Here is a 13,293-nt window from a genome sequence, read left to right on the forward strand (position 1 = left end):
GCAACGCTCTGCGGGGCACCTATGATCTCTCAATATGCGCACCTGTGCGCTTATGTCCCATACAAATTGGGGGGTCTTCGCCTCTGAGTTTGTTGCGATTTATTAAAAAACTGGAGTAATTCTAACGAGCGTGTTGCAATCACAGACCGGACGGGTCGATTCCATTGCGCAAGCAAGTCTAGGCAATTGAAGAGTTTTTTCGGAAATTGTCTTTATGAATTACAGGCAGATGCCCCGGCGAAGAGGGAACCGGACAAGCGGAATGACTGAAAACCTAGCAAACGTAACAGAGCTATCTGATGCAGACGTCGCGGAGGCAAATGCCCCCGCTAAGAAACGTGGACGCAAAAAATCCGCGGGTCAGGTTTGGCTGCAGGATGCGGTTCGCCCGGAAATGAAACTGGTGAAACGCGGTGCAATGTTACAAGGCCTCTCGGAACTCCTTTGGATTCCGCAGGCAGCATTATTGGCATTGGCAATCGCTGGCCTGATCGATCCACACGGACCGGGCCTTGATCCATTCTATGCAACAGCCTCTATACTTATCTTAGCCGTGATCCGCCATTTTCTGCGCATCAGGGGCGGTGAGATCGCAGTTCGCGCAGCCTCTAAGGCGCGCCACAGACTGGAAACCAGTCTGCTGAGCAATCTAACCAACCTGTCACCGGCAACCGAACTGCCTGCAAGTGGTAAAATCGCGTCCATCGCGGTGGAGCACATTCAGGCAATCGGCCCTTACCTTGGCCGTTTTCTCCCAATTCAGGCGCGCCTTTCACTCGTCCCTCTCGTCTTGATTGCGTCTGTCGCCTATGTCAGCTGGTTCGCAGCGCTGTGTCTGCTGATCTTTGGCCCGCTGGTGCCGGTCTTCATGGCAATCGTTGGTATCCGCGCCAAGAAAGCCAGCGACCGTCAGCTAGGTGTTCTTGCCGATATGGGTGGGCTGCTGCTGGACCGCCTCAGAGGCATGGAAACCCTGCGTCTGTTTGGTGCGGTGAAACGCTCTGAGGACGATATCCGCAAACTGGGTGGTGACTTCCGCACATCCACCATGCGTGTTCTGCGTATTGCCTTCCTCTCCAGCACTGCGCTGGAACTGTTCAGTGCCGCTGCAATCGCCATCACCGCAATCTATGTCGGCTTCTCTCTCCTTGGAGACTGGAGTTTCGGCACATATGGCTCACCGCTCACACTGGCCGGTGGCCTGTTCGTTCTGATGATCGTTCCTGAATATTTCGCACCACTTCGTGCATTTGCTGCAGCGTATCATGATCGCGCCGCAGGCCTTGCAGCAGCAGATCATATCGTTGAACTGCAAAAACAGCTGGAGGACGACGGTCAGGCAGATATCATCGGAACTGGCCTCGATGTTGTGCCACTGCCAGCAACCGGCGCACTGACGATCCGAAACCTGAGTGTTTCACGCGGCCATCGCAAGATCCTCGCTGACGTCAACTTGTCTCTGGGAGAGCCGGAACTGGTCGTTGTCAAAGGCCCAAGTGGAACCGGTAAATCAACCCTGATGGATTGCATTCTCGGCTTTTTGCCAGCTGATCAGGGCCAGATTGCTTATGGCGGACTGCCGCTCACCTCATACGGCTTGACCAACTGGCAACAGTCTATCTCCGTCCTTTCGCAAAATCCTGAGCTGTTCCACGACACGTTGCGGGCAAACCTGCGCCGCGCTGATCAGTCAGCAGACGATGCGACACTCACACAAGCTTTGAAGCTTGCTGCAGTTGATGAGTTGCTCGCCAAAATCCCGGGAGGCCTCTCAGGCCAGATCGGTGAAGACGGCAAGGGCTTGTCATTAGGGGAGCGTCGCCGCTTTGCGTTGGCACGTGCTGCCCTGCGTGAGGATGCTAGACTGATCATTGCAGATGAACCAACTGCCGATCTCGACGGTGCAACCGCGCAAAAGGTTGTCGCGGCTCTTAAAAAGCTGGCACACAATAAGCCAGTTCTGGTCGCAACTCACGATCCGCGCGTTGTCGGCTCAGCCGACCGCGTGTTGACCCTGAAAGAAGGTGTGCTGGTTGAGCTGAATGAACGTGAAGGAGAAGAACAATGAGATCGTCCCTTCGCATCATCTGGCTTTTGCAAACAGAAGAACCGCTCGCATTCTGGGGCGGCTTATTTCTGGCATTCCTACCAGCCGCTGCTGGCATCGCCTTGCTCGCCGTCTCTGGTTACTTTATCACCGCAACAGCAATCGCTGGCCTGTCTGCAGGCGCAATCGCATTCAACACATCTTCTGCGGCAAGCAGCATCCGTCTTTATGCCTCCATGCGCATCTTCGGTAGATACATCGAGCGCGTGATCACACACGATGCGACCTTCCGTTTTCTGGCAAACCTGCGCTCCGGCGTATTCCGTGGTCTTGTAGCCCGTGAAAGCAACGGCACACTGAGCCAACGCTCCGCAACGGCACTCTCCCGCGTGGTGAGTGATGTGGACCAGCTTGATGGCTTGTTCCTGCGTCTCGTTGTACCTCTTGCCTCAGCAACCATAATCACTGGCCTGACACTGGTTATCCTCTGGCAGTACTCCCCAATGGCATCCATTGCTTTGGGCGCTGTTCAGGCAGCAGGCCTCACTGTTCTGGCAAAATCTGGTGGTCACCGCCAAAAGGCACAGGCACGCAAGCTCAATGCAGCCCGTGACGCCCTGCGCGTTCGTGTGTCAGATCTGGTGCGGGGACGTCGTGACCTTTCCGTCTTCGGCGGTCTTGAACAGCAGCGTGTTGCTGCACTCAAAGCAGTGAACCAGCTGGATGATGTGCAAGAGCAGAACGAACTGACAGACATGCGAAATCAGGCTGTGGTGAGCACCATGAGCCAGGTGATGGTCGCTGTCACGTTCCTGTTCGCCGCCTATTCCTATCAGCAAGGCCAAATGGAACTGAAGCATATAGCTCTGTTCGCGTTTGTAGCTCTTGCTCTGCCAGAACTGCTCATCTCTCTCGCCAACAGCGCAGGCAGCTGGAGCAAAATGTCTGGGGCTGCTGATCGCGTCCGCTCCCTGCTCACAGTAGGGCAGGACAGCGAAGCACTTCAGAACGCCCGCAGTAATTCTGAAACGCCCTCTTTTGAGGTTGGCAAAGACGCATTGAACCTGAAAGACATCCACTTCGCCTACACACCAAAGGCAGCTGCTATTCTGGACGGTGTAGACCTCGCTCTACCAACTGGCAGCCGTACAGTCGTGATCGGCCCAAGCGGTGCTGGTAAGTCTACGCTCGCAGCTATTGTTGCACGCCTGCAAACTCCGCAATCTGGTGCAATCCAGATTGGCGGCGTCGAGCTGAACGGTATGGCAGAAGATAAATTGCGTGCTGCTCTGACAGTTGTCGGTCAACGCACGCAAATCTTCCATAGCACCATCGCGGAGAACCTGCGCGTTGCCCGTGAAGACGCAACTGATGCAGAGCTTTGGGAAGCACTGGCCCACGCTGGTTTGAAGGAGCTTGTCGAAGGCAGACAGGAAAAACTGGAAACCCGTCTGGGCGAAGGTGGTCTGGGTCTGTCTGGTGGTGAAGGTCGTCGTCTGGCATTGGCCCGTGCCTACTTGCGTAATCCGGAAATCTGGATTGCGGATGAGCTGACGGAAGGACTGGACCACGCAACTGCAGACAAAGTACTCGCATCCTTCCGCGTCATGACCAAAGGTAAAACAGTCCTCATGGTCTCCCACCGTGCCAGCGAGCTGGAAGGTGCTGACCGCGTTCTGGTGCTTGAAGACGGCAAGCTGGGGGAAGTCACCCTGCCATTGTCTGAGGAGATCAAAGGTCGCCTCCGCGACGATTGATCCGGGAAACCGAGTTTAAAAGAAAAGCGCAGCCTCAGAAATGAAGCTGCGCTTTTTTGTTCTCTCAAAGATTGCGGAACGGATCAGATAAACAGCATCAAGCTGCGATCTGACGCCCCGGTGTTTCGTGATCAGAACCACCGTTGTTGTAAAGGCCGCCGAAGCGATTGGAGAGGAAGTCATCCAGGTTGATGCTCTCCTGCTTCACAAAGCCTTTGGCGTTCAAACTACCATCCATGAGCAGATCCAGCGTGGCACAGATGCTGGCTGCCGTAGTGATCTGAATACCGCTCCAGTGCTTGCCCATGATCTCGCGGTCATTGACCACGTGAGAGTAGGACTTCTGCTGGAACCGACCATCTTTCATGCCTGTGGCGGTGATGAAGATGAGCACGCGGTCCTGCATGGTGACCGGAATGGAATCTTCCATCACTTCTTTCAGCAAATCACGCTTGTTGATGAAACCCAGATCCTTCAGCAGCAGCTCCATGATGTCCCGGTGCCCCGGATAACGGATGGAGAGATAACGCAGGCTCTGCACCTTGTCCTTCAGCGTCTCAGAAAGAGAGCCTAAGCCACCAGAGGTGTTGAAGGCTTCATAATCAACGCCATCCAGAGAGAAATGCTGCAGACCGGCCAAAGCTGGCACCTTGGTCAACTCACCGTTCTCGATGGCGAGGCATGGATTGCAGTACTCGTTGATCAGGCCATCGGTGGACCATGTCAGATTGTACTTAAGCTTGTTGGTCGGATAGCGGGGCAGGGCGCCCACACGCAGATGCAAGTCTTCAAGACTGTCAAACTGCTTTGCAAGATCATATCCGGCAATGGATACAAAACCGGGTGCGAGGCCGCATTGCGGAGCAAACGCCTTGTTGGCGCCTTCTGCAATCTTCTCCACTTCAGCAGTGCTGGCCACATCTTCGGTCAGGTCAAGATAGTGACAGTCTGCATCTTTTGCGGCCTGCGCAATCACCGGCGTCAGGAAAAACGGTGCAGCTGAAATAACTGCGTCGCATCCTTTAAGAGCTTCTGTGAGTTTTCCCAGATCACTCACATCCAGTGCTTCTGTTGTCACATGCGGCACGTCCAGCGCACTCAGCGCTTCCACACTCTGGTCCAGTACCTTGATCTGATAATCACCTGAACCTTGTAACAATGCAGCGATCATCCCACCGATCTTACCTGCACCCACAACAGCAACATGATGTCGGCTCATAAGCCCCTCCAAGCTTGTTTCGATTGACGAGAAGTCTACGTGAAAACACTGCCGGAGTTTATGGGGCAACTTGACGAAATGACGTTTTATTTCGTGTAAATGACGGTAACTATGTCATATTGACATTAAAATTGTAAATATGACGATTTTTACGTGCGGTGCTCACACGATTCGTGTTTGAGAAAACATGCGAGGAGTGCCAATTAAATCGAATGGGTGAAGTATACGAATGCGCAGGAGCTGTTATTTCTCAAGGCTATAGGTATTTTGAGGCATGAAAGGCCGTTGCCTCTCAAACTTCTTCGTCAGCACGATAGAGGACCGCGTGCGCTCAACACCTGGAATGGCGGCAATTTCGTCCAGCACGGCATCCAGCTCTTCCAGACGGTCAGGCTCCACAATCAGGCAGAGGTCAAATTCACCAGAAATCGTCAGACAGCTGCGGATTTCAGGGTAGGACTCCAACTGCGCAATCAGTTCGCGTGAGCGTTGCTGCGCTACGGAAAGCATCACAAGAGCTTGAACCCGCTTCTGGTCTTCTTGGTCTCCCAAAATCGCCGTATAGCCGATAATGATGCCTTTGCGCTCAAGCCGGGCAATGCGCTCTTGAACCGTTGAACGGGCAACGTCCAGCCGGCGTGCAATAGAAGACACCGGTTCCCGAGCGTTTCCCTGCAAGATGGCAATTAGCTTGCGGTCCAGCTCATCCTTAATCTCGGCCATAGAAAGTCCTTTGAATTTTGCGGCAATATAACAGGCATCTCGTTAATTTGGCAGTAGGATCAGGCAAAACTAACAGTTTACTGGCTGAGAGCTGAGTGAACCTGCTGAGATTAATAGGGTATTTACCCCGTCATTTTGAGTTTTGCCCAGTCTTGCATAAATCGCAAAAAGGCCGTTGCACTCCAAAATATGTGACGTTATAAAGTAACAAATCGAATGTAATATTATAACAAAGTGGTTGTGGGACGTATGAAGCATCTCTTAGGTTCACTAAGCATTCTCGGTCTTCTTGCCGGTAGCGTATCCTTTCCTGCTCTGGCTCAGGCCGAGGTCAATGTGGTGGCATCTATCAAGCCAATTCACTCTCTTGTAGCAAGCGTGATGGAAGGCGTGGGCACGCCTGATCTGGTGGTGGAAGGGGCAGGCTCTCCGCACACTTACAGCTTGCGTCCGTCAACAGCTCGCAAGATCGCCAACGCAGATGTGGTTTTCTGGGTAGGTCCTCAGTTGGAAAGTTTCCTTGAAACCCCGCTTGAGAACCTTGCCGACGGCGCAACCATCGTGACACTGAAAGATGCCCATGGTCTCACGCTCCTGAACTTCCGTGAAGGTGGCAACTTTGAAGGTCACGACCACGGTGATCATGCTGGCGAAACCGCTGAAGAGCATGCCAAGCACGCTGGTGAAACTGCAGAAGAACATGCAGAACACACCGACGAAGGACATGAAGATCACACCGACCACGATCATGAGAAGCACGAAGAACACGCTGATCATGAAAAGCATGAGGAACATGCTGACCATGAGGCGCACGATGAGCGTGGTGATGAAGCCGTAGACATGCACATCTGGCTGGATCCGCAAAATGCGATCGCCATGCTGCATGAGATTGAAGAAACTCTCTCCAAGGCCGACCCTGCAAACGCTGCCAAGTATGCAGCCAATGCAAAGGCGGAAGCAGAGGAGATCACCAAAGTCTCCGAGACGCTGAAGGCTGATCTGAAAAGCAACCGGACCAAGCCTTTCGTGGTGTTCCACGATGCCTACCGTTATTTTGAAGAGGCCTATAACCTTAATGCGGTTGGCTCAGTCACAGTCAGCCCGGAAGTGCTGCCGGGAGCAAAGCGTTTGTCTGAAGTTCGCCAGAAACTGGAGGGGCTGGGCGTCAGCTGTGTCTTCTCTGAAGTTCAGTTCAATCCGCGCATGGTTGCAGTGCTGAAAGAGGGAACAGGCGTCAACTCTGCAGAACTCGACCCTCTTGGATCAACGCTGGATTCAGGCCCACAGCTATACACCAAGCTGCTTAAGCAAATGGGTGGTGCCTTCAACACCTGCCTTTCCGGCAACTCATAATTCTAAGAGATAACAAGAACAATAGGTCAGAACAGGCAGTGCAATGTGAACGAGCACTGTCTGTTTTGTATACCCCCAACTCAGCCACAGGCGGCCAGCGCAACTGCAAAGACCTCACCAGTTTTAGCAAGTGCCAGTTTTAGCAAGTGCCAGTTTTAGCAAGTGAATGTGCTAGAAAGAAACGTGCGAAGGCAGTTTGCCTGCCCCATGCTTAAGGCAGATTACATCGTGCCGTTTTCTTCAAGCCTGTGGCTCCATCTTTCCAAAATACCCTCAAGCGCGTCCCGGTCTTCTGGATCCAGAATCTTGAGCATCTCTGCTTCCATCTCAAAGTGCGCGGCGGCTGCTTCCTCCACCAGAGAGCGGCCTTTGTCCGTTAAATGGATCATCAGAGCCCGGCGATCTTCCGGATTGGGATTACGGCGCACCAACCCCAGCTTTTCCAGCTTATCGAGGCGACTGGTCATGGTGCCAGAAGTCAACATGCTGGATTTGGTCAGCTCGGTCGGGCGCAGTGCGTAAGGCTCACCGCTTCGCCGCAGCGTTGCCAGAACATCAAAATCACCCGTTGCCAGACCAAACTTCGCAAAGTTTGCAGAAAGATCTTTGTTGATCTGCATGTTGAGGCGCATCATCCGGGCCAGCACATACATCGGGCTGGCATCCACCTCAGGATATTCGCTCTTCCACTGGCGCACGACGCGCGCAACGTGATCAGTCATGGTCACTCTCAATAATCTGGCTTGCAGCATTACAGAGGTATATTGCAGAGGAATTACTTGAGATCAAGATACTTGACGGATCTGCGTATATATCCTAAGCATCAGATTGAATTAATTTGAGATCAAGATAATTGAGGTCGAAATATATGCTTGTTCAGCTGCGCACGGCGCTTACGCCCGCCATTTGGGGCACCACCTACGCCGTTACAACGTTGCTCTTGCCAGCAGAAGACCCTGTCTGGATGGTGGTCTACCGCCTGTTGCCCGCAGGCTTGTTGTTATTGGCGTTTGCTCCGGGCTTGCTTAAAGGTCCTTGGGTCAAGAGAGCGATGACCATCGGCCTGACCAATCTCTCCATGATCTTCTTTGTGTTCATCGCCGCTTTCCGCCTTCCAAGCGGAATGGCCGGAACTCTTATGGCAACACTGCCCTTGCAGATCATCTTTTACATCTGGATTCTGGACGGCAAGACGCCGGTTGCCCGCCAGCTCATTGCATCTCTCATCGGTTTGTTCGGTGTTGGCATGCTGCTGCTGGGTGCTGTTGAACTGGACTGGATCGGCATTGGTGCGGCAATGGCCGCCTGCCTGAGCACCTTCACAGGCGTTTACCTCAGCGGCAAATGGGGCAGACCAGATGTCAGCATGGTAACGTACACAGGCTGGCACGTCACATTAGGCGGCCTCTATGCCGTACCAATCGCACTTGTTTTGGAAGGCGCAGCTCCTGTGCCGGACCTGAACATGGCACTGGCATTCTTCTGGATCGGCATTTTGGGAATGGGTCTGGCTTCGGTCAACTGGCTGAAGGGGATCGTACAGCTCAACCCAACAACCATTGGCTTCCTGTCTCTGGTCAATCCGGTATCCGCGGTTTTGTGCGGTCAACTGTTGGTTGGGGAGCAGTTTGGCTTACGCCAGTGGGTCGGCATTCTCATCGTATTGGGAAGTATCGTGTTTGCGCTGAAGACACCCAGCGCTGCAAAGGCCGCGGCACAAACCAAAGATGCGGCTGCAACCAGTTAGAGCGCATTCCCGAAAGGGGACTCTGATTTTCAGATAAGAATAAGCGCTCCAAATTGAAAAACTAAGGATTAGCGCAGGTAAGCGATATAAGCATCCTGCGCTTTTTGCATGGCCTCAACCTTGTCGTTGACGTCTCCTTTGCACACAACACCATTGTGATGCAGCTCCCACCGCCATGGCTTACGGGCTTCATCATCACCTTCGCGATGAACCCGCATGCTCATCTCGGTATTGAGAACGCCTGTCCCTACAGTGTGATCCGGAACATTTCTCCAAAGCTGTCGCCACTGAAACTTCTTGGACATAGTTATCTAACACCCGATGTTCTTACTATGTTCTCATTGTGAAATGATTCCATTAAAATTCTCCTAACGGATGTTAAGGATTAAATCTGAGAGGGCATGAAAACAGCCCAAACACGGGGTTGGGCTGCTCATTTTTTGATGAAATTTTCTGTTCCCAAACACCACGTCTTAAGCGATGTCTTGCATGGAAAACCAGATTATCTGCTCGGTTTTGGTGGCGCCTTGACCTTACCGTCTGGGGAGACCGTACCTTTGGAACCGCCTTCCAGATCGAAGCGGTAGGCGTCTCTGTTCACGGCATCCTCTTCGGCTGTTTCCAGCTTAGTCTCAAGCTGATCAACAACTGCCTCACTGGAGATCTCAAAGCCCTTGCCCTTGATCGGCTCGGAGAACGGTTCGGTATAAAGATCAGACCCCCATTGAGGCTTCAAACCGTGGTTGGCAGCACCCAGGTTTACCTCAACAGCAGAGTGGTGCTCATCGCCAACCAGATATCCGGTCGCCAGCCATCTGCCCAGTTCCTTCACCTGGTTCTCGGCATTGTCACCTTCCAGCCCCAGTTCCTTCATCACCCCTTTACCCAGCAGGCGAATGCCGGTGAGGAAGCGGTCTGTGGTACCGGACGGACCAGCAACGGTTGGTTTGTTGTGCAGGTCCGCATCCTTGGCAAAGCCTGTGCCGTCTTTAACATCCCAAACAGAAAAACCGGGCTGGTGTTCAACAATAACCTTGTCCTTCGGCATCTCACCGGCTTTGACAGGTTTGTTTTCTTTGAACTGGTAGTCTTCTCTGTCGTGCCGATTACGCGGGTTGGTCTTCGCAAAATTAATCTCGCGTTCTGTCAGGCGTTTGTTCGCTTCCAGATCAGCAGCCGTTGCCCACGCACCATCGCCGCCTTTCTTGCCGCGCTCACGATACTTCCGCTGGTTCGCTGTCAGGCTCTGACCTGCCAGTGCATCATTCTGCGGAACGGGTCCGTCAACTTGGTCACTGCCCGGCACTTCGCCGTAGAGCTCTGGGTTCTCCGAGGCGTTTTGCTTGTTCTCGTTCCGATAAGTGTAAAGCTTCAACTCATCTGGAGCAGTGCTGTCCGGTCCAGCGCCACGAGGGCGGCCAAACTTGAAGCTGTGCAAGTAATCGATGTCGATGATGTCTTTCATCTTCTCCTGAAGTTCGGGGGAGTGATAGATCTTCTCCATGGCCTTTCGGAAAGCGGGGGAGTTGGACAAATCGAAATAGGCCGTGCCTTTTTCGCGGATTGTCACGTCGCTATCTTCTTTGCCCTTCTTGGCACCGTCGACAATCTTGGTAAAACCACCAGCACCCAGCTGACCGACAACACCGTATTTCGGATTGTCGCCCGTATAAGCCTGCATGGCATCCATCATACCTTTGAGCTCGTCGTCACCTTCAAGCCGCGTGAACACGGTCACAATGCTCTTGATCAGACTGTCAGCTGTCTTGTGTGCTGCCGGACTATCAGAAGCAATCTGCGCCATCGATGCTTCAACGGCTTTGTTGTCAGCAACGCTCAGCACATCAGCCTTGGGCATGCTGGCTTCTATTTGCTCAGCCTGCTGCACACTATCAGGAAAATCGATACCAAGATGCTGACATACGCGTTTCGCCCAGCTCAGCTCGTCTTGATTTCCTGAACTCTCAGGTTGTTGTTGTGCACCACCCAGCATCGACACACTCCTCAGACAGATGACCATTTATTCTCATCTCACGACAATGTCTGGGCCGTGTTGCATGGGGTTTAAAATAATCGATAAAATGTTGAGAGGGGCGTTCACAAAGATCACAATGGTTATATCGGCATTGTTATGTTGCAAGTGGTTTGATTAAAACGCCGCTGATCACCGTTTAAAGGTGGTTCTCCAGCACCTTCAGCAAAACTGAAGGCACTGGAGAGACATTTAGAGATTATACGCGAGAAACAACCATTTAGCGCTACAGGCTTAACAGATGACGGTGTCTCACGATGTTGTTATTGTGCAAGATACTGCGGAGCTGACTTAAGGTAACCCCCATAGGCTTGCGCATTGGGATAAGAGAACTGCTCCGCAACAGGATTACTGCGCTTGCGTTTGGCCGCTCCAATATCTTCCAGCAGTTCGTCAAAATGCTTGAAGTGGAATGGAGCTGAGCACAATCCGCCATAAACCTGAGCTGCAGGTCGGTCATCGCGCCGCCAATCCAGCATCTCATCAATATTCTGACGCATCTGTCCATCCGTTGGTTGCTTCTCCAGCTGCCCATCCGCATAGCGCACCAGCCAGTTGGCAATCATCTCTGCAGAAAGCACCGTGCAGAAGCTGGAATTGAAGCCCACAAACCCCATTTCTGGCAGGTCAGGGTTTACAGAAAGACGGTAGGTCCGATACTGCCCGTCCTCTTCAATCAGCTTGTCACGAAACTCTTTTGCCAGATACGGAATGCCCAGCTTCCACCCCACAGCAAGCACCGAAACATCACAGCCCACTTTATCGCCGCTTGTCAGTACTGCCTGACCATCTTCATAATGATCAATCGTGCCTTGAACCGGCTTGATAACGCCGCTCTTGAACCCCTCAAACAGTCCTGGGGTGACAATGGGAATCGAGCAGGAAATGTCCTTCTCAATCGGCACTTTCGGCACCATATCCCACTTCTTCAGCCCCAACTGAAGCTTCAGCAACATCTCAAGACCGCGGAAATTCGCCCAAATCAACGGTTTAGCAATCGCAGCCATTGCCTTTTGCAGCGGATTTCTGCCCCAGCTGTTGAACTGCAACTCCTGTGCCCGCATGTAAAGCAGCCGCTTAAAGTTGATGCCGCCCACAAAGTACGGCACCCGCCACACTGGTTCACGATACACCAATGTCACCTGAGACGCCCCGTTTTTCGCCGCGTTCACCGCCACATCTGTTGCCGACTTGGAACCACCCAGCACCACCACCCGTTTGCCTTTAGCAAGAGTGGGGTCGGTATAGTCGGATGAGTGCATGACATGTCCGCCCTGCGCCTCGAAACTGTCCTGTCCCGGATGGCTGATAATGTTCTTTTCAGAAAACTGTCCCGTTGAGATGACGACAAAATCGAAGTCTTCTTTGCGAACCTGCCCCGCAGCATCGAGCGTCAGTGTCCATCCTGGCTGGCCGTCCTCCCGGCGGTCCATGGAAAGGACCGACGTATTCAGCTGAAACAACCGATGCAGCTTGTGCTTGCGAGCGTAGGAATGCAGATAAGCATGCACTTGCGGCCCCTTGGGCCATTCCGGATACTCCTTGGGCATAGGATGATCCGTATAACAATACAGATCTTTTGGAGACTGGGTCTGCACCCCCGGATAGGATCTGGAAAGCTCCCAGACCCCGCCAAAATCGTGGGTGCGCTCATAGCCGAACACCCGGTGCCCACGTTCGTCAAAGGCTTTGGCAGCCGCAAGACCGCTCACGCCGCCGCCAATGACAGCAACTTTCTTCTTCTTCACCATGTCAGCCACCTTTATTCCGCTGGTGGCGGTAAAAAGTCGACTTCATGCAAGGCAGAGATGCGCACAAGCTCTTCTGGATCTGTTACGCCGTCCAGGGCCTCAAACAGATCATAAAGCTTGCGGGAAGGGGCCACGCCAAACACACAGGTTGCTTCATCGCCGGAGCGGTTGAAGATCCCATGCGCAATTCCGCGTGGCATTCTGATTGTGTCTCCCGGTCCCGCTTTGTGGCAAGCTTCCCCAAACACCACCTCAAGCGCACCAGTCAAAACTGTGATCCATTCATCCTGTGTTGGATGAATGTGCGGTGGCACAAAGGTCCCGTCCGGAATAGTTGCATGCCAGATAAACACGTTCTCGGTCAGCACTTTAGGTGTGTATGTATGGCCAACAACATTCCAGCTGGTGTTGTCATTAAGGCCTTCCCCCACAAGCGTCACACCTTGCAAAGCACCTTCCGGCATCAAGACTTGATCAGACATAATTTCCCTCCTCATCAATAGAATAAAGTGGCTGCTTAGCTCTGATTATTTGTTTTGAAAAATTATCAATCTATCCCCGCAATACCTCCGTCATGAATACATAGAAATACTAGGCACTCAGGCGGCGTTGGTTAGGTTTATCTCGCATCTGCGAGGTAAATAGTTACCTAGTCTGGATAGAT

At 52.8% G+C, this 13,293-nt stretch carries 11 protein-coding genes; 4 read left to right on the top strand and 7 right to left on the bottom strand.

The window, feature by feature from the left end:
* The first annotated feature begins 262 nt into the window (after positions 1 to 262).
* The gene (cydD, locus tag PsAD46_RS13895; RefSeq protein WP_063307172.1) at positions 263 to 2,068 is read left to right on the top strand and encodes a thiol reductant ABC exporter subunit CydD; all 1,806 of its coding nucleotides are present in this window, start codon (positions 263 to 265) and stop codon (positions 2,066 to 2,068) included.
* Positions 2,065 to 3,804 (top strand): thiol reductant ABC exporter subunit CydC, encoded by a 1,740-nt coding sequence (cydC, locus tag PsAD46_RS13900; RefSeq protein WP_063307173.1) that lies wholly within the window; start codon positions 2,065 to 2,067, stop codon positions 3,802 to 3,804. Before cydD ends, cydC begins: the two co-directional genes overlap by 4 nt.
* A 97-nt stretch (positions 3,805 to 3,901) precedes the next feature.
* Here the strand turns inward: cydC and PsAD46_RS13905 are convergent, their stop codons facing one another.
* A complete protein-coding gene (locus PsAD46_RS13905; protein WP_057465941.1) occupies positions 3,902 to 5,023 on the bottom strand; it encodes a saccharopine dehydrogenase C-terminal domain-containing protein in 1,122 nt (373 codons plus the stop codon).
* Between the two features lie 243 nt (positions 5,024 to 5,266).
* Positions 5,267 to 5,746 (bottom strand): Lrp/AsnC family transcriptional regulator, encoded by a 480-nt coding sequence (locus PsAD46_RS13910; protein ID WP_057465942.1) that lies wholly within the window; start codon positions 5,744 to 5,746, stop codon positions 5,267 to 5,269.
* Positions 5,747 to 5,995: 249 nt separating this feature from the next.
* On the opposite strand from PsAD46_RS13910, the gene PsAD46_RS13915 reads away from it, so the two are divergent.
* Positions 5,996 to 7,099, top strand: a complete 1,104-nt coding sequence (locus tag PsAD46_RS13915) for a zinc ABC transporter substrate-binding protein (RefSeq protein ID WP_063293187.1) — start codon at positions 5,996 to 5,998, stop codon at positions 7,097 to 7,099.
* A gap of 221 nt (positions 7,100 to 7,320) precedes the next feature.
* Here PsAD46_RS13915 and PsAD46_RS13920 read toward each other — a convergent pair whose 3' ends face one another.
* Positions 7,321 to 7,821: a MarR family transcriptional regulator gene (locus tag PsAD46_RS13920; protein ID WP_063293186.1), complete on the bottom strand. Its 501-nt coding sequence runs from the start codon at positions 7,819 to 7,821 to the stop codon at positions 7,321 to 7,323.
* Between the two features lie 146 nt (positions 7,822 to 7,967).
* Between PsAD46_RS13920 and PsAD46_RS13925 the strand changes: the two genes are divergently transcribed.
* Entirely contained in the window at positions 7,968 to 8,846 is an 879-nt protein-coding gene (locus PsAD46_RS13925) for a DMT family transporter (RefSeq protein ID WP_063293185.1), read from the top strand.
* A gap of 68 nt (positions 8,847 to 8,914) precedes the next feature.
* On the opposite strand, the gene PsAD46_RS13930 is transcribed toward PsAD46_RS13925, so the two are convergent.
* From PsAD46_RS13930 to PsAD46_RS13945, 4 genes are all read right to left on the bottom strand, one after another.
* Positions 8,915 to 9,151, bottom strand: coding sequence for a hypothetical protein (locus tag PsAD46_RS13930; RefSeq protein WP_057465945.1), 237 nt, complete (start codon positions 9,149 to 9,151; stop codon positions 8,915 to 8,917).
* Positions 9,152 to 9,348: 197 nt separating this feature from the next.
* Complete coding sequence (locus tag PsAD46_RS13935) at positions 9,349 to 10,839, bottom strand: hypothetical protein (protein WP_063293184.1); 1,491 nt, start codon at positions 10,837 to 10,839, stop codon at positions 9,349 to 9,351.
* A gap of 302 nt (positions 10,840 to 11,141) precedes the next feature.
* A complete protein-coding gene (locus PsAD46_RS13940) occupies positions 11,142 to 12,629 on the bottom strand; it encodes an NAD(P)/FAD-dependent oxidoreductase (RefSeq protein ID WP_063307227.1) in 1,488 nt (495 codons plus the stop codon).
* Between the two features lie 11 nt (positions 12,630 to 12,640).
* Positions 12,641 to 13,111: a cupin domain-containing protein gene (locus PsAD46_RS13945; RefSeq protein WP_084404411.1), complete on the bottom strand. Its 471-nt coding sequence runs from the start codon at positions 13,109 to 13,111 to the stop codon at positions 12,641 to 12,643.
* Positions 13,112 to 13,293 lie beyond the last annotated feature (182 nt).

Source organism: Pseudovibrio sp. Ad46 (genome assembly GCF_001623065.1).
In the GTDB taxonomy this organism is placed as follows: domain Bacteria; phylum Pseudomonadota; class Alphaproteobacteria; order Rhizobiales; family Stappiaceae; genus Pseudovibrio.